Source organism: Sphaerisporangium cinnabarinum (assembly GCF_055567015.1).
Map to the genome: position 1 here is coordinate 80,510 of NZ_JBVHRG010000001.1, position 16,434 is coordinate 96,943.

General features: G+C 74.9%; 13 protein-coding genes. 6 read left to right on the forward strand and 7 right to left on the reverse strand.

Going from position 1 to position 16,434, the window contains the following annotated elements:
- Positions 1 to 96 precede the first annotated feature (96 nt).
- The gene (locus ACZ4MO_RS00380) at positions 97 to 1,437 is read left to right on the forward strand and encodes an extracellular solute-binding protein (RefSeq protein WP_175008855.1); all 1,341 of its coding nucleotides are present in this window, start codon (positions 97 to 99) and stop codon (positions 1,435 to 1,437) included.
- A 102-nt stretch (positions 1,438 to 1,539) separates the two neighbouring features.
- On the forward strand, positions 1,540 to 4,443 hold the full coding sequence (locus ACZ4MO_RS00385) for a hypothetical protein (protein ID WP_175008854.1): 2,904 nt from the start codon (positions 1,540 to 1,542) through the stop codon (positions 4,441 to 4,443).
- A gap of 454 nt (positions 4,444 to 4,897) precedes the next feature.
- Here ACZ4MO_RS00385 and ACZ4MO_RS00390 read toward each other — a convergent pair whose 3' ends face one another.
- From ACZ4MO_RS00390 to ACZ4MO_RS00400, 3 genes are all read right to left on the reverse strand, one after another.
- The gene (locus ACZ4MO_RS00390) at positions 4,898 to 5,533 is read right to left on the reverse strand and encodes a DapH/DapD/GlmU-related protein (protein ID WP_175008852.1); all 636 of its coding nucleotides are present in this window, start codon (positions 5,531 to 5,533) and stop codon (positions 4,898 to 4,900) included.
- A gap of 120 nt (positions 5,534 to 5,653) precedes the next feature.
- Positions 5,654 to 6,379, reverse strand: a complete 726-nt coding sequence (locus ACZ4MO_RS00395) for a HEAT repeat domain-containing protein (RefSeq protein WP_175008851.1) — start codon at positions 6,377 to 6,379, stop codon at positions 5,654 to 5,656.
- A gap of 106 nt (positions 6,380 to 6,485) precedes the next feature.
- Positions 6,486 to 7,922 (reverse strand): NAD(P)/FAD-dependent oxidoreductase, encoded by a 1,437-nt coding sequence (locus ACZ4MO_RS00400; protein WP_255437183.1) that lies wholly within the window; start codon positions 7,920 to 7,922, stop codon positions 6,486 to 6,488.
- Positions 7,923 to 8,113: 191 nt separating this feature from the next.
- Here ACZ4MO_RS00400 and ACZ4MO_RS00405 point away from each other — a divergent pair, with 191 nt between their 5' ends.
- On the forward strand, positions 8,114 to 8,575 hold the full coding sequence (locus tag ACZ4MO_RS00405) for an Lrp/AsnC family transcriptional regulator (protein ID WP_021482652.1): 462 nt from the start codon (positions 8,114 to 8,116) through the stop codon (positions 8,573 to 8,575).
- A 12-nt stretch (positions 8,576 to 8,587) separates the two neighbouring features.
- Here ACZ4MO_RS00405 and ACZ4MO_RS00410 read toward each other — a convergent pair whose 3' ends face one another.
- On the reverse strand, positions 8,588 to 10,153 hold the full coding sequence (locus tag ACZ4MO_RS00410; RefSeq protein WP_175008848.1) for an AMP-binding protein: 1,566 nt from the start codon (positions 10,151 to 10,153) through the stop codon (positions 8,588 to 8,590).
- Positions 10,154 to 10,295: 142 nt separating this feature from the next.
- Here ACZ4MO_RS00410 and ACZ4MO_RS00415 point away from each other — a divergent pair, with 142 nt between their 5' ends.
- On the forward strand, positions 10,296 to 10,976 hold the full coding sequence (locus ACZ4MO_RS00415; protein ID WP_175008847.1) for a TetR family transcriptional regulator: 681 nt from the start codon (positions 10,296 to 10,298) through the stop codon (positions 10,974 to 10,976).
- A gap of 180 nt (positions 10,977 to 11,156) precedes the next feature.
- Positions 11,157 to 12,794 carry an acyl-CoA dehydrogenase family protein gene (locus ACZ4MO_RS00420; RefSeq protein WP_175008896.1) on the forward strand — a complete coding sequence of 546 codons (1,638 nt, stop codon included), beginning with the start codon at positions 11,157 to 11,159 and terminating at the stop codon, positions 12,792 to 12,794.
- Between the two features lie 11 nt (positions 12,795 to 12,805).
- On the opposite strand, the gene ACZ4MO_RS00425 is transcribed toward ACZ4MO_RS00420, so the two are convergent.
- Positions 12,806 to 13,369, reverse strand: coding sequence for a hypothetical protein (locus ACZ4MO_RS00425; protein ID WP_175008846.1), 564 nt, complete (start codon positions 13,367 to 13,369; stop codon positions 12,806 to 12,808).
- A gap of 62 nt (positions 13,370 to 13,431) precedes the next feature.
- Here ACZ4MO_RS00425 and ACZ4MO_RS00430 point away from each other — a divergent pair, with 62 nt between their 5' ends.
- Complete coding sequence (locus tag ACZ4MO_RS00430; protein WP_175008845.1) at positions 13,432 to 14,007, forward strand: DUF4240 domain-containing protein; 576 nt, start codon at positions 13,432 to 13,434, stop codon at positions 14,005 to 14,007.
- A gap of 39 nt (positions 14,008 to 14,046) precedes the next feature.
- Here ACZ4MO_RS00430 and ACZ4MO_RS00435 read toward each other — a convergent pair whose 3' ends face one another.
- On the reverse strand, positions 14,047 to 15,432 hold the full coding sequence (locus tag ACZ4MO_RS00435; RefSeq protein WP_175008844.1) for an FAD-binding protein: 1,386 nt from the start codon (positions 15,430 to 15,432) through the stop codon (positions 14,047 to 14,049).
- A 120-nt stretch (positions 15,433 to 15,552) separates the two neighbouring features.
- Complete coding sequence (locus ACZ4MO_RS00440) at positions 15,553 to 16,350, reverse strand: alpha/beta hydrolase (RefSeq protein WP_209827887.1); 798 nt, start codon at positions 16,348 to 16,350, stop codon at positions 15,553 to 15,555.
- Between the last annotated feature and the right edge of the window lie 84 nt (positions 16,351 to 16,434).

The window sequence follows — 16,434 nt, forward strand, 5'->3', positions numbered from 1 at the left end:
CTCGGCACCAGGGGGTAGGGGGGTACGGGCCGGCGGCCGTCGGACCCGACAACCATTCCGCACCATCGACGCGGATGTCTGCGAAAGGGAACAACGATGCGAAAGTCTGTCCACGTCGCGGTGGCGGGATGCCTGGTCCTGGCCCTCGGTGCGTGCTCGTCGGGAGGCGGCTCGGGCTCTGGAGGGTCGGGCGAGCAGGTCTCGTACTGGCTCTGGGACTCGAACCAGGTGCCCGCCTACCAGGAGTGCGCGGCCGCGTTCACGGAGCAGAACCCGGACATCACGATCAAGATCGAGCAGTTCGCCTGGGACGACTACTGGACGAAGCTCACCGCCTCCTTCGTGGGGGGCTCCGGCCCGGACGTGTTCGTCGACCACCTGTCGAAGTACGGCGAGTTCGCGGCGCAGGGCCAGATCGTCCCGCTCGACGACCTCGTGGAGGAGGACTCGGTCGACACGTCGGTCTACGCCGACGGCCTCGTCGACCCGTGGCGGTACGCCGACGGGTCGCTCTACGGCCTGCCGAAGGACTGGGACACGACCGCGTTCTTCTACAACGAGGCGCTGGTCGCCGACGCGGGCTACACGGCGGAGGACCTGTGGGCCGCCGACTGGAACCCCGACGACGGCGGCACGTTCGAGCAGATCGTCGCGCACCTGACGGTGGACGCGAACGGCGTGCGCGGTGACGAGGCCGGGTTCGACGCGTCGAACGTCGCGGTCTACGGCCTGGGCATCAACCCGAACTTCGAGGAGACGGGCCAGATGCAGTGGGCGAACTTCACGGGGTCGCTGGACTGGGACTACCTCGACCAGAACCCGTGGGGCACGCGCTACAACTTCGACGACCCGGAGTTCCAGAAGACCGTCGACTGGTTCTACGGCCTCGCCGACAAGGGCTACGCGCCCGCCGCCGGGGTCTTCTCCGAGGAGACGCTCACCCAGGTGGGCTCCGGCAAGGTCGCCATGGGTACCAACGGCTCGTGGGCGACGGGAACCTTCAAGGCGCTCGAGGGCGTCGACGTCGGGATCGCGCCCGGGCCGGTCGGGCCGACGGGTGACCGCGCCTCGGTCTTCAACGGCGTCGCCGACTCGATCAGCGCGTCGTCGAAGAAGCAGGACGCGGCCTGGGAGTGGGTCAAGTACCTCGGGTCGAGCGCGTGCCAGGACGTCGTCGCCGAGCACGCCGTCGTGTTCCCCGCGATCCCCGGCTCGGCCGACAAGGCGCTGGAGGCCTTCGACGCGAAGGGCTGGGACGTCTCGGCGTTCTTCAGCTACCGCGAGGACGGGCGCACGTTCCTCCCGCCGATCACCGTCCGGGCCGGCGAGGTGAACGCGATCGCGTCGGTCGCCTTCGAGGACATCGCGCTCGGGAACAAGGACGCGTCGTCGCTGACCGAGGCCAACGAGCAGATCAACGCGGTCCTCGCGGACTGAGCACCAGCACGACGGCGGGGTGCGGCGGAGTGGCCGCATCCCGTCGGCGGGGCGGTCGTCCCGGCCGCCCCGCTTCCCGACAGCACGAAGGAGTGTGGACAGATGCACGGCAGGAGAGCGGACGGCGGGCGCAGGATGCTTCGCCGGCTCACGGCAGGGCTGACCGCGTCCGTGGTCGCGGCGACCGGCGCGGTGACCGTGCTGCCCGGCGCGGCGGCCGCGGAGGACGTGGAGGTCCTGGCCGTCGACCTGGCAGCGTCGACGGGCGCGGTGCAGGGCGGAGCCTCGGGCATGCTCTACGGGCTGGGCGACGACGGCGTGCCCACCGACCCGATCATCGCGGGGGCCCGGCCGACCAACGTCACCCAGAAGGCGCCGCACGGCGCGCAGCACCCCAACGGGGACCCGCTCGACGTCGAGCGCTCGCTCTTCGAGAACGGGGGCGAGTACCTGATGGTGAACATCCAGGACTACTACCCCGACTGGGCCTACAACGGCGGCAAGCGTCCCGAGGACTTCGACACGTACCTCGACATCGTCCGCACCGTGGTGACGAGCATCGTCGAGGAGTCCGACTACCCCGAGCGGTACGTCTTCACGCCGTTCAACGAGCCCGACGGCATCAACTGGTACGGCGACTGGAACGTCATGCGGGACACGTTCCTCGCGGACTGGAAGGCCGCCTACGAGACCATCAAGGAGGTCTACCCGGAGGCGAGGATCGCCGGCCCTGGTGACGCGTGGTGGCACGGGACGAGCACTCGCCAGATCCTCACCTACGCGAAGGCCAACGACGTCCTGCCGGACATGTGGACCTGGCACGAGCTCGGGGTCGAGAACCTCGCGACCTTCCGCTCGCACCTCGCCGAGTTCCGCCGGATCGAGCAGGAGGTCGGCGTCGGCCCGCTGCCCGTGAACATCACGGAGTACGCGATGCGCCGCGACATGGGCGTGCCCGGCCAGCTGGTGCAGTGGATCTCGATGTTCGAGGACGAGAAGGTCGACGCCCAGACGGCGTACTGGACGTTCGCGGGCAACCTCAACGACAACATGGCCAAGAACAACGGCGCGAACGGCGCGTGGTGGCTGCTCAAGTGGTACGGCGACCTCACGGGGGAGACCGTGGAGCTCACCCCGCCGGCGCTGAACGCGGTCGACACGCTGCAGGGGCTCGCCGCCCTGGACGCCGAGAAGCGCCAGGCGACGGTGCTCTTCGGTGGCGGCTCGAAGGACGTCCGCCTCGACGTGTCGGGGGTCGACACGGAGGTCTTCGGCGACGAGGTCGACGTCCAGGTGCGCCGGGCGGAGTTCACCGGGCAGGAGGGCGAGGCCCTGGCGCCGCCGGTCGTGGTGGCCGAGCGCGCGTCGGTGGTCGACGGCGCGGTGCAGGTCGTCGTCCCGAACGACGACCGTCACTCCGCCTACCAGGTCGTGGTGACGCCGGCCCTCGACGAGGCGCCCGTGGCGGACACGACGTGGAGGCAGCGCGTGGAGGCGGAGTCGACCCGGCTGTCCGGGCTGACGGTCGTGGACCGACCGGCCGGTGACGCGTGGACGTTCGCGGCCTCGGGCGCCAAGGACGTGCGCGGGTTCACGACGGCGGGCGCGTCGGCGTCGTGGACGGTCGACGTCCCGACGGCGGGCACGTACCGCCTGGGCGTCATCGCGGGGGTGAACGGGCCGAACGTGGGGCCGGGCTCGCACGCGCTGTTCGTCGACGGGGCTCCGGCGGGGACGATCCGCTACGAGGCGGGGTTCTCGGACTCCTACCGCGGCAAGGCGGAGGTCCTGGTGGAGCTGCAGGCGGGTGCGCGCGAGCTGTCGGTGCGCGCGAGCACCGACGGCTCGACCGTGCTGCCCGGGGCGAACGTCACGCTCGACCGGTTCGACCTCGAGCGGGTGGACGGCCCGGACACGACGACCTACCCGGCCCACCTCGCCCGTCTGCAGGGCGCGTCGGTCTCCTACGACGCCGGAGAGGCCGGGCGGGTGCACGTCGGCGGCGAGGGCACCGCGACGTTCTACGTGGCCGCGCGCGAGACGGGGTACTACGACGTCGCGCTCGACTACTCCGCGGACGCACCGACCACGGTGGGCCTGCGGCTCAACGGCCGGGAGGTCGTGGGCCTCGAGGCCGACGCCGCCGGTGCGCGCACCTCGTCGGCGCGGGTGCACCTCGCGCAGGGGATCACGGAGCTCGCGGTCACCGCGCCGGGCGGCATCTCGCTGGGTTCGCTGACGACCACGCGTGCGGCCGGGTCGGACGCGTCGGTCGAGACGGTCGAGGCCGAGGACGTGCTCCAGCTCTCGGGCGGCGCGCGGCTGGAGTCGGTCGCGCAGCCGACCGACGTGTCGGGACGGCAGGTCTCCTGGCTGGGCGGCAGCGAGCAGAGCGTCGCGGTGTGGCCGCGCGCCGAGGGTGTGGGCGCGGGCCAGTACGACCTCGTGGTGCGGTACGCGAACGCGGAGAAGAACACCGGGCACGCCTACAACACCGACGTCATCACGCGCTTCCTCGACGTGAGCGAGGCCGGCGGCGGCACCACGCGCGGCGCCTTCCGGCACAACTACTCGTGGAAGGGCTTCTGGACCCACACGGTCGCGCTGGACCTGACCACCGACGACGGCGCCCTGACGCTGGGCAACGCCACGGGCTGGGCCCCGAACCTGGACACCCTCGCCCTCGCACCGCTCGTGCTGGACGTGAGCAACGGGACGTCCTCGCCGGGCGTCGCGGTGGAGGTCCAGGTGCAGCCGCGCTGCCTGGCGGGCACCGCGTACCTCGCCGTGCGTGCGACGAACGAGGAGCCGTCCGCGGTCGACGTCGGCGTCGTCACGGCGTACGGCAGCCGCGACTTCGTGGCGGTCGCACCCGAGCGCTCCGGCTACCAGTCGTTCGCCGTGCGCGCGACCCGGCTCGAGGCGGGGACCGTCACGGTGACCGCGTCGACGGACGGGCGCGACGGCCGGTACGACGTCGCGTACGACGCGCTCGACTGCGGCTGACCGGCTGACCGGCTGACCGGCTGACCGGCTGACGGTCGACCGACGTCGCTCGGGCCCCGCACGGGAGTGGACCGTGCGGGGCCCGAGCGTCGTGCTCCCCAGGGGGCACGAGCGCCGAGGATCCCGAGGCGGAGCGCCGCGCGGCTACCGCCGGACCTGCTCCAGCGGCTCCGCGAGCCGGGTGCACTCGCTGCACCGCAGGCGACGTGCCGTCCGCACGACGGGGTTTCCCACGGAGGTGGCGGGGATCCGGATCCTCACCTCGTGGGTGTGCTCCGCGCACGTGGCCGCGCCGCACTCGCTGCACACGGCCGTCGCGACCCGGCTGTCGCGGTGGGTGGTCCCGCACTCTGCACACTGCATGGCTCCTGCTCTCCGCCGGCGCCGGGCGCCGGCTGCTCGGTGGCTCCGTCGTCGTGCGCGCCGGGCGTCGTCGTCCGGGCGCGGGTGCCGTTCAGCGGGCGGTGCTGTCCGCGCGGTCCGTGGCGATCGCGCGGACGGGTCGGCACGGGTTCCCCACCGCGACGACGCCCGCGGGGATGTCTCGCGTGACCACGGAGCCGGCCCCGATGATGCTGTCGTCGCCGATCGTCACGCCGGGCGTGAGGGTGACCGAGCCGCCGATCCACACGTTGCTGCCGATCGTGACGGGCTCGGGGCGCTCCCAGCCCTCGCGGCGGCGGACGACGTCCTCGGCGTGGTTCGGCGTGTAGATCGAGCAGCGCGGCCCGATGAGGCAGTCCGGGCCGATCGTGACGAGGCCGCCGCCGATGACCATGAAGTCGGCGTTGACGAAGGTCCGCGCGCCGATCAGCAGACGGTCGCCGTAGTCGATCGTCAGCGGCGGGCGGAAGTCGATCCCGTCCTCGGCGCCGGGGACGAGGCGGTGGAAGAGGCGGCGCGCCTCGTCGACGTCCTCGTCGTACACGCGCCCGATCCGGGCGCACGTCGCGTGGGCGTCGCGGGTCAGCTCCTGCAGCGCCGGCGACGTGCGGTAGCGCAGCCACCCGCCGGAGAGCAGGCTGCGCAGGTCCTCGTCCGTGGCGGCCAGCTCGGCCATCCTCGTGGTCGGCTCGGTCGTGCTGCTCATCGGACTCCCTCGTCGACGATTAGTATTTCGGTTAAACATATAAGCGTCCGGCACGCGATGCAAGGCCCCTCGAGGACGACTTCCGTGCCGCCGTCGCCGGGACGGTCGCGCGCGGCGCGGTCACGGCGTGCGGTCGAGCACGCGGCGCAGGCGCGCCTTCTTCTCGTTCTCGCGCACGACCCACGCCACGTCCGGGTCCGACGACCCGCGCAGCGTCGCGAACCGCGGCACACCGGCGGCCGGGTCGCCGACGACGGCAACGCTCCAGCAGTAGCCGACGGCCTGGCGCAGCGTGCGCACGTCGGGGTCGCGGCGCGCGTCAACGGGGAGCGCGCCGATCGAGGCGGTCGCGGCCGCGCACGCGTCCAGGGCGGCGGTCGCGGTCGCGGGGTCGCGGAGAAGACGCGGTTCGCAGATCCCGGCGACGGCGGCGCGACGGACCAGCGGGTCGGGGTCGGCGACCCACGACGCGACGAGCGCGCGCAGGGTGGCGGGCTCGGCGTCCCCGATGCGCTGGAGCGCCATCGCGGCGGCCTCGCGGACGCGCCAGGACCCGTCCGACGCGCGGGCGCGCAGCCGGTCGGTCGGCTCCGCGCGCGCGTCGGCGGGGGCCTCGACGACGAGCCGGCCCAGCCCGCACGTCCCGCAGCACCGGAGGTACTCGTCGGGGTCGTCGGCCAGGGCGCGCACGAGGTCGGCGGGCGCGACGTCGGCGAACGCGCCGAGGAGCTCGAGGTTCGCCCGGGGCCCGGGCAGGCCCGAGCCCTCGGTGAGGTGCGCGCGCACTGCCGCCGGGTCGCCGTCGAGCGCGCGCAGCGCGGCCCGGTGCTCCTCCCGCACGGTCATACCGACCACGCTAGGACGCGGCGCCCCCGTCCGACAGGGTCTTTCGGCCAGCGCTGCCGGAGCGGCCGCGCCGAGCCGATTCCGTCCGGGGGCGCCGCCGTCGGGCTCAGCGCAGCGGGTCGAACGCGCGGATCTCGTCGGGGGTCTCGCCGGTCGTCACGAGGTGGGCGAGCGCTCGGCCGGTCGCGGGCCCGAGCACCATGCCCCACATGCCGTGGCCGCCCGCGACGTAGACGCCGCGCGTGCGCGTCGCGCCGACGAGCGGCAGGCCGTCCGGCGTGACCGGGCGCGAGCCGACCCACTCGTCGTGACGCTCGTCGAGGTCGACGCCCTGGAACAGGTGCCGCACGGACGCGAGGATCGCGTCGATGCGCCGGGGCTGGAGCGGCTCGTCCGGGCCGCGGAACTCCATGGTCCCCGCGATGCGGAACCGGCCCTGGTAGGGCGTGCACGCGACGCGGCGCGCGGGCAGGTAGATCGGCGTCTCGACGGGCTCGTCGGTCTTCACGGTGAACGAGTAGCCGCGTCCGGCCTGCACGCGCGTGCGCACGCCGAGCGGCGCCGCGAGCGAGGGCAGCCACGCGCCGGTCGCGAGCACGACGGCGTCGCCGCGCAGCACGACGCCCTCCTCGCGGTCGGCGGGGGACGCGGCCCGGCGCGGCGCCCCGGCGTCCGGCCCGACGCCGTCGGTCACCCCGGACCCGTCGCTCGCCCCGGCGCCCACGAGCGCGGGGTGCCGGGCGGCGTCGGGGTGCACCGCACGCGCGAAGACGCACGCGCCGAGGCGGCCGGGCTCGACGTCGAGCACGTCGAGGCCGGTGAGGATGGTGCCGCCGCGGGCGCGCACGGAGTCGGCGAGCGCGTGGACGTACGGGCCGGGCTCGAGGAAGCGCTGACCCTCCAGCGCGTAGACGGTGGAGACGCGGTCCGTGAGCTGGTGCGCGCGCTCCCCGGCCTCGACGCGCCGGACGGGGACGGTCTGCCCGGCGGCGGCGACGTGCTCGAGCTCGCGCAGGAAGGGCCGAGCCTCGCGGACGTGCTCGAACGCGACGGTGAACGGGCCGGGGGTCGTGCCGGCCTCGACGCCGTGGCCGAGGCTGCCGCCTGCGGCGAGCTCGTCGAACGCGTCGAGCGCGACGCGGTCGATCGGGGTGAGGGCCGCCATCGCGCGGTCCCAGCGCGCCTGCGTCGCGTGCGCCATGAAGCGCGCGAAGAACGTCCACAGGCGCGGGTCGAACCGCAGCGGGACGTGCAGGGGAGCGGCGGGGTCGAGGAGGGCGCGCGGCCCGTACGTCCACAGCGACGGGTCGGCGAGCGGCATCGCCATGCCGGGGGTGAGCCACCCGGCGTTGCCCCAGGAGGAGCCCGCGGCGACGCCCTCGCGGTCGACGACGGTCACCTCGACGCCCTGCTCCTGGAGGTGCCACGCGGTGGCGAGCCCCACCATGCCGGCGCCGACGACGACGGCCGTGCGCGGGGCGCGGCCGGGGGGTGCCGTCCGGGCGTCGTGGGAACGGGGACGGGGACGAGAGGTCGTGCTCACGCCGGGCTCCTTCGACCGACGCCCGCCCCGTGGGTGGCGAGGCGGGCGCGTGGCTGGTGCGCGGCGGGATGGTGCCGCACGACTCTCAGCGTGGTGGATCCTTCGGTGTGCGGCAAGATGTGCCGAAGGATCGTCGATCCGGGCGGCGGCCGCTGCCCCGACGTTCATCCGTCCACCAGGGGAGGCCCGCCGTGCCGAAGGATCTTCGACCGCCCGCGCTGGACGACGTCGACCGCCGCATCCTCGACGTGCTCGCGACCGACGCGCGCGCCACGAACGCGGCGGTCGCCGCCCGCGTCGGCATCGCCGCCTCGACGTGCCACGCGCGCGTCCGGGCCCTCGTGGACCGCGGCGTGATCCGGGGCTTCCGGGCCGACGTCGACCCCGCGGCGCTCGGCCGAGGGCTCGAGGCGCTCATCGCGATCCGCCTCCAGGCCGGGGCCCGCAAGGGCCTGGAGGCGTTCCGCGACTACCTGCTGACCCTGCCCGACGTCGAGGGCGTCTTCTTCGTCACCGGCGACCGTGACTTCCTGCTGCACGTCGCGGTCGCCGACTCGGACGCGCTGCGCGACCTGGTGTCCCGGACGCTCAGCGTGCGACCCGAGGTGGCCGGGACGAGCACGACCGTGATCTTCGAGCACGCGCGCCCCTGAGGCTCCCCGGCCTCAGGCCACCGTCGTCCCCTCCCGCACGCGCGATCGCAGGACGTGCTTGGTGAGCTTGCCGGAGGGGTTGCGGGGGAGCTCGGTCACGAGCGCGACGTCGCGCGGCACCTTGTAGCGCGCGAGCCGGTCGGCGAGGAACGCGCGCAGCGAGTCGAGCGTCGGCTCGGCGCCGGGTGCGGGGACGACGAACGCGACGACCGTCTCGCCCCAGTCGGCGTGCGGCCGCCCGACGACGGCGACGTCCGCGACCTCCGGCGACCCGCGCAGCGCCTCCTCGACCTCCTGGGAGTAGACGTTCTCGCCCCCCGTGATGATGACGTCCTTGAGCCGGTCGACGATGAACAGGTACCCGTCCTCGTCGACGCGCACGACGTCGCCCGTGCGGTACCAGTCGCCCACGAGCACGGCCTCGGTCGCCTCCGGGTCGTCGAGGTAGCCGACCATCCGGGTGTCCGACCGCAGCCAGATCTCCCCGGTCCCGCCCGGGCCGACGTCGTTCCCGTCGAGGTCCACGACCCGCACGTCGACGCCGGGCATGCCCGCGTCCCCGATCGAGCCCGCCTTGCGCTCCTGGTCGGCCGGGCCGAGCGCGGTGCCGACCGGCCCCATCTCGCTCATGCCGTAGACCTGGTGCAGCTCGCCCGGGTAGGCGGCGCGGATCGCCCGCACGGTGTCGGCGCCGACGGGCGCGCCGCCCGCGAGCCACAGGCGCGCGCTCGACAGGTCGAACGTCGACAGGTCGATGCCCTGCGCGGCGGCGACCTGGAGCGGCGCGACGTACGCGATGGGCGCGCCGAAGAACGCGGTCGTGCGCTCGGCCGCGACCGTCCGCAGCATCTCGATCGGGTGGTACTCGCGCAGCAGCACGGTCGTGCCGCCGAGGAACACCATCGAGAGGAACCAGTTGTTGAGCGGCGAGGCGTGCCAGATCGGCATCGCGAGGAGGAAGCGGTCGTCCGCCCGCAGCCCGACGGCCGCAGTCGTGTAGGCCGCGACCGAGCTCAGCCCGCGGTGGGTGTGCTCGCAGCCCTTGGGGGCCGCCGTCGTGCCGGACGTGTAGAGCACCTGGGCGATGGTGTCCTGGTCCGGCGGCACGCCGTCCCACGGCTCGGCGGCCGCGACGAGCGCGTCGAAGTCGTCGTGCTCCCGCGTCCCCTCCGCATCCGCCGAGTCCTGCGCGACGGCGCTCGCCTCCGTCCACAGCCAGCGCACCTGGGGCGCGGCGGCGGCGACGACGGGGGCGAGGGTCGCGTCCGCGACGCCCAGCACGGCGCCGCTGTGGGCGACGAGCCGCGCGACCTCGGGAGCCTGGAGCTTGTGGTTGACGGGGACGAGCACGGCGCCCGCGCGCCACAGGCCGAACGCCGCGACGACGAAGCCCGGCGTGTTGTAGGTCATCACCGTGACCCGGTCGCCGGGGCGCACGCCGGCGTCCCGGAAGACCGCCGCGGCGCGGCGTGCGGCCGCGTCGAGCTCGGCGTACGTGAGGCGGCGCTCGCCCAGCACGAGCGCTTCCTTGGCCGGGACCTTGCGTGCCGTGCTCTCGAGCATGCTGCCCAGGTGCATGTCGTCCTCCTCGACGTCGTGCGCGGCGTCCTCGTCGACGCCCGCCCGGCCCGGCGGGCCGGTACCGCGATGAATTGAATCATGCTTCAATTCTTCGTGGAAGCCGCCCCGAGGCGGTTCACCCGACGGCGAGGGAGGGCCCGTGGCCTACCGCGAGACCCCGGCGACGCGCGCCGCGCGCGAGCGCAAGCGTGACGCCCTGCTGGACGCGGCGCGGACGATCGTCGCCGCGCACGGGTTCGCCGGCGCGAGCGTGCAGGCGCTCGCGGCGCGCGCCGGGGTGAGCACCGGCGGCGTCTACTCGTACTTCCCGACGAAGGCCGACCTGCTCGTCGCGGTGTTCCGCCAGGCGGCCGACGTCGAGCTCGACGCGGTGCGCGCGGCCGCCGCCGCGCGCCCCGACGACCCGCCGGGCGGCGGCACCGCGGCGCGCCTCGGCCGCGCCGTCGACACGTTCGCGCGGCGCGCGCTGCGCGGCCCGACGCTCGCGTGGGCGCTCCTGCTCGAGCCCGTCGACCCGGCCGTGGACGCCGCGCGCCTCGAGTACCGCCGCGCCTACGCGACGACGTTCGCGGACGTCGTGCGCGACGGCGTCGCGGCGGGCGAGATCCCCGACCAGGACGTCGACGTCGTCGCGACCGCGCTCGTCGGCGCGATCGGCGAGTCGCTCACCGGCCCGCTGTCCCCGCTCGCCGCGGCCCGCGACGTTCGGACCGCGGGCCCCGCTCCGACCTCGGGCGAGCGGGACGCCGTCGTGGCCACGATCCAGCGCTTCTGCCTGGGGGCCGTGGGCGCGCGGGCGGTGGCGCCCGCTCCCGCCTGACCCGCCCCGCCCGCCCGCCCGTCCGAGAGCACCCCGAGCACCGCCGCACCGACCGAGCCACCCGCAGAGCCGCAGGAGGACACCGTGACCCCGACCGACACCCGCAGCGACGCCCCCAGCCGGGCCGCAGGGACCGCCGCCGGCGCCGTCTCGCGCCCGGCACCCCGCACGACCCACCGCGTGACCAACCAGCCGCCCGAGCGCGAGGGGGTCAACGAGTACCTCGAACACCCCGTGCTGCGCGAGGCGGTGCACGCGTACGGCGGCGCGTGGGGCGAGGACCGGCTCGTCGAGGTCGGCGCGCTCGTCGGGACGGGCGACCTCCAGCGCGCGGCCGAGCTCGCGAACGTCCACGAGCCCGTGCTGCGCACGCACGACCGCCGGGGCCACCGCATCGACGAGGTCGAGTACCACCCCGCGTACCACGAGGTGATCGGGGCGGCTGTCGCGCACGGCGCGCACACGAGCGCGTGGGCGGAGCCCGGGCCGGGGGCGAACGTCGTGCGGGGTGCGGTGTTCTCGCTGTTCGCGCAGGTCGAGCCGGGCCACGCGTGCCCGGTCTCCATGACGCACGCGGCGGTGCCCTCGCTGCGGCACGCGCCGTCGCTCGCCGCGGTCTGGGAGCCGCGCCTGCTCTCCCGCGGGTACGACGGCGGCCTCGCGGCCCCGGGGAGCAAGCCCGGCGTGCTCGTCGGCATGGCGATGACGGAGAAGCAGGGCGGCTCGGACGTGCGCGCGAACGCGACGACGGCCGTGCCCGCCGGGGCGGACGGCGCCTACCTGCTGACCGGGCACAAGTGGTTCTGCTCGGCGCCGATGTCCGACGCGTTCCTCGTGCTCGCGCAGGTGCCGGGCGCACCGGGTGAGGGGGCGCCGTCGTGCTTCCTCGTGCCGCGCGTGCTGGAGGACGGCACGCGCAACGTGTTCCGCATCCAGCGCCTCAAGGAGAAGCTGGGCAACCGGTCGAACGCGTCGTCGGAGATCGAGCTCGACGGCACCGTCGGGTTCCTCGTCGGGGAGCCGGGCCGGGGTGTGCGGACGATCATCGAGATGGTGTCGCGCACGCGGCTGGACTGCGTGCACGGCTCGGCCGCGGGCATGCGCCAGGCGGTCACCGAGGCCCTGTGGCACGCGCGGCACCGGAGCGCGTTCGGTGCGGCGCTCGTGGACCAGCCCGCGATGACCGCGGTGCTCGCGGACCTCGCGCTCGAGTCCGAGGCCGCGACGCTCACGTCGGTGCGCCTCGCCGCCGCGCACGACGGCGAGTCCGAGCACGACCGCGCGTTCCGCCGCCTCGCGACGGCCGTGAGCAAGTACTGGGTGTGCAAGCGCGGGCCGCACCACGCGTACGAGGCGATGGAGTGCCTCGGCGGCAACGGGTACACCGAGGCGTTCCCGCTCGCGCGCCGCTACCGCGAGCAGCCGGTCATGGCGATCTGGGAGGGGTCGGGCAACGTCATCGCGCTCGACGTGCTCCGCGCCATGGGCCGCGAGCCCGCGTCCGTCGCGGCGTTCGAGGCGGAGCTCGCCACGACGGCGGGCGCGCACCCCGTCCTCGACGCGTACGTCGCGAGCACGCGCCGGCTGCTCGCGGAGGTCGCGGGGGCCGACGCCGGCGCGCAGCAGGCGCAGGCCCGTCGCGTCGTGGAGTCGCTCGCCCTCGCGCTCCAGGCGTCGCTCGTGGTGCGGCACGCGCCGTCGGGCACGGCCGACGCGTTCGTCGCCGCGCGGCTCGGCGAGGACCGCGGCCACGGCTACGGCGTCCTGCCCCGCGGCACCGACGCGCACGCGATCCTCGCGCGGCACACCGGGAGGTGAGCCGGACGGGGTCAGTCGCGCGTCACGTCGACGGTGAAGTGCACGCCGACCGTGAACCCGTGACCGTCGCCGCCGTCGAGGACGATCTCGTGCCGCCCGGGCGCCAGCGGCGGGATCTCCGCCCACACGCCCCACACGGACAGGGGGACGGTTCGTCGCGTCCGGGTGACCGGGTTCAGCCAGACGCCCCGGACGTCGAAGGGCGACGGCGTCCCGGTGGGCGTCGTGGGACGGGGCTCACCGTCCACGGTCACGGAGCCGTAGGCGTCCGGCAGGTCGTCACGGCCCAGCACGTCGCTCGACCACATGCAGAACGCCGGCCCGAAGAGGGGCGTCTGTGCGGGCACGGTGATGTGCCGGCGTTCGACGCCGCCGGTCGTGCCTGCGAGGAACCAGACGTCGCGCGGTTGGTTCCTCGCGGCGTCCTCGCCGGTCGGATCGGCAAGGGGGGTGCGCCAGGGCCCGGCCGCCGCGACCCACCGAACCCACCGTGCGGCCATGCCCTCGGTCGAGGTCGCGGCGAACGGAAGGGGCAGGTCGGAGCCCCGGCCGGACCCGGAGCTGTGCGTCGTCATGGGCTGAGGTTAGGGGATCGGCCGCGATGGGCCTGTGGGTGCCGCGCCGTACCGTCCGCGCCATGGACCGAGAGACCTTCTGGAGCGTCGTCGAGACGGCGCGCGAGCGGGCGGGCGCGGGTGCCGACGACCGCGGTGCGGAGGACGACCCGCTGCCCGGCGCCCTCACCGACCTCCTCGTCGAGCGGCTCACCGCCGACGAGATCCTGGCGTTCGCCGACGTCGCGGGGGCCGTGGCGCGCGACGCCTACGCGTGGCCGGTCTGGGGCGCGGCCTACCTCGTCGAGGGCGGGTGCAGCGACGACGCCTTCATGGACTTCCGCGACGGGCTCGTCCTCGCGGGGCGCGCGACGTTCGAGCGCACCCTGGCCGACCCGGACACGCTCGCCGACCACCCCGTCGTCGCCGCGATGGCCGACGCCGGGTCGCCCTGGTTCGGGTTCGAGTCGCTGGACTCGCTCGTGGGGGACGCGTGGTCCCGCGCGACCGGCGAGGACGACGAGGCGTACTACACGGCTCGGGAGCGGACGTCGTCGGGCCGCGCCCTCGCCGAACCCGTCGGCGAGCAGTGGGACTTCGACGACGACGAGGAGAACGCGCGCCGCCTCCCGCGGCTCACCGCCCTGTTCGCCGTGTGACGGGAGGGTCCGCCCCCGGGGGGCCGGGAGCGGACCGCGTCACACGCGCCAGGCGAACAGGCCGGTCGGGTCGTACGCCGAGCGGACCGACGCGAGGCGCCCCGCGGTCTCGGGCGACCACGCGCGGGCGAGCGTCTCGTACGTCCAGGGCCCGGGCAGGAAGTTGATGTTCGTCTCCGTCGCGGCCCACGGCTGCGACCACTGCGCGAACGAGGCCGCGGCGGCGGCCATGTCGGGCAGCCGCGGCGGGTTGACGCCCACGAGGCTCAGCAGGAACCCGGCGGTGCGGCCGCCCGCGGCGGACCCGCCCTCGACGTCGCGCGCCCCGGCGCCGCCGACGTGCCGCAGCTCGGCCGCGACGAACGGCGACCCGCTGCCTGGCCCGAGCTCGGCGAGGAACCGGTCGAGGAACTCGCCGTCGACCTCGCGCAGGCCCGCGCCGTAGACCCACGATGGCCCGGCGTCCTCCGGGTCCGCGTGGATCGTCGCGACGGCCGTCACGGGCAGCTCGCCGACCGTGTCGGCGAGGGCCGGCGCGAGGGCCCGCAGCGGCGCGGCGAGGCGCTCGCCCTCCGCGGCGTCGCCCGGGTAGGCGAAGCGCAGGGCGAGCACCGTGCGGCCGCGCAGGTGCTCCGGGACGAACGGGAGGTCCGGGAGGGCGAGCAGAGCGACCGAGGTGGTGACGTCGTCGGGCGCGGTCGCGGTCCATGCCGCCCAGCCGCGCAGGACCTCCTCGACGTGCGGGGCGTCGAACGTGAGCGACCCCGCGTACAGCGTGCGCAGCGGCACGAGCTCGAGGTCGAGCCGCGTCACGACGCCGAGCCCGCCCTTCCCGCCGCGCAGCGCCCAGAAGAGGTCCGGCTCGGTGTCCGGACCCGCCTCGACGACGGACCCGTCGGCGAGCACGACCCGGAAGCCGCGCACTCGGTCCGAGGTGAGGCCGTGGCTGCGCGTCAGGGGCCCGTACCCGCCGCCGAGCGTGTACCCGACGACCCCGACGGAGGTCGACGACCCCGTGACGGGCGCGAGCCCGTGCTCCGCCGCCGCGTCGACGACCGCGCTCCAGCGCGTCCCGGCACCGATGCGCGCGATCCGCGTCGCCGGGTCGACCTCGACGCCTGCGAGGTCGCTCGTCCCGAGCACGAGGCCGTCCGTGATCGGAGACGACTCGCCGTGGCCCGTCGCGTGCGACCGCACGGGCAACCCGTGGTGGGCCGCGAACCGCACGGCCTCGACGACGTCGGCCTCCGTCTCCGCGAGCACGGCGACGTCGGGGTCGTGCGCGACGAGCGTGCTGTGCGCGGCGACGGCCTCCGCGGCGGTCGGGCCGCCGTCGGGCAGGTCGCCGCGCGCGAGGACGCGTCCCGTGACGCGGTCCCGCAGCGCGGCGACGTCGGTGGGCGAGAACGTGGTGGATGCGGTCATGGTGCTGGTCCCCTTCGTCGCGGTGTGCGCGCTGCACGGCCGGAGGTGCGGTCAGGTCACCTGGACGACGACGCGCGGGCACGGTCTGTGACATGCCCGAGCGGTAGGGAGGGCGCCGCGTCAGGTTCGTGGCGTCCCGGCCAGCGGCAGCCAGTCGAGGACGTCCTGGATCGTGCGGTCCCAGAAGCCCCACTCGTGCGTCCCGGGCGAGAACTCCGACCGCAGCGGAACGCCGGACTCATCGGCCACCCGCTCGAACGCCCGGTTGCCGTCGACGAGGAAGTCCTCCGTCCCGCACGCGAGGAACAGGTCGGGGAGGTCGGCCGTGCGCCCCTCGGCCGCCGCGCGGCGCAGCAGGGCGAGCAGGTCGTCGTCCGACCCCGCGATCTCGCGGTCGCCGAACACGCGCTCGATGTCCGGCAGCCGCCGCTCGCGGTACGACTCGTCGGCGAGGTCGAGCACCCCCGACAGGCTCGCAGCCGCCGCGAACCGCTCGGGGTGCCGCAGCGCCCAGCGGAACGCGCCGTACCCGCCCATCGACAGCCCCGCGACGAACGTGTCCTCGCGGCGCGTCGACACGCGGAAGAACTGGTCGACGAGGCTCGGCAGCTCCTCGGACAGGAACGTCCAGTACCGGTGCCCGTGGACCTCGTCGGCGTAGAAGCTGCGCTCCACGCGCGGCATCACGACGGCCAGCCCGCGGTCGGCGACGTACCGCTCGATCGACGTCCGGCGCGTCCAGATGGTCTCGTCATCGCTCATGCCGTGCAGCAGGTAGAGCACCGGGGCGCCCTCGGCGCGGGCGCTCGCCGACCCGGCCATGCCGATCTGGGTCGACGTGGCCTGGGGGAGCACGACGGTCATCGACGTGCTCACCTCGAGCACGTCGGAGTAGAAGCTGCAACGGACGAGAGCCACGGGTCGCCTCCAGGCGGGGTCGGGTGCGCCGCGGTGCCGCGGCGCACCCAGTCTGCCGCCCCGGTCGTGGCGCCCTCGTCCGTT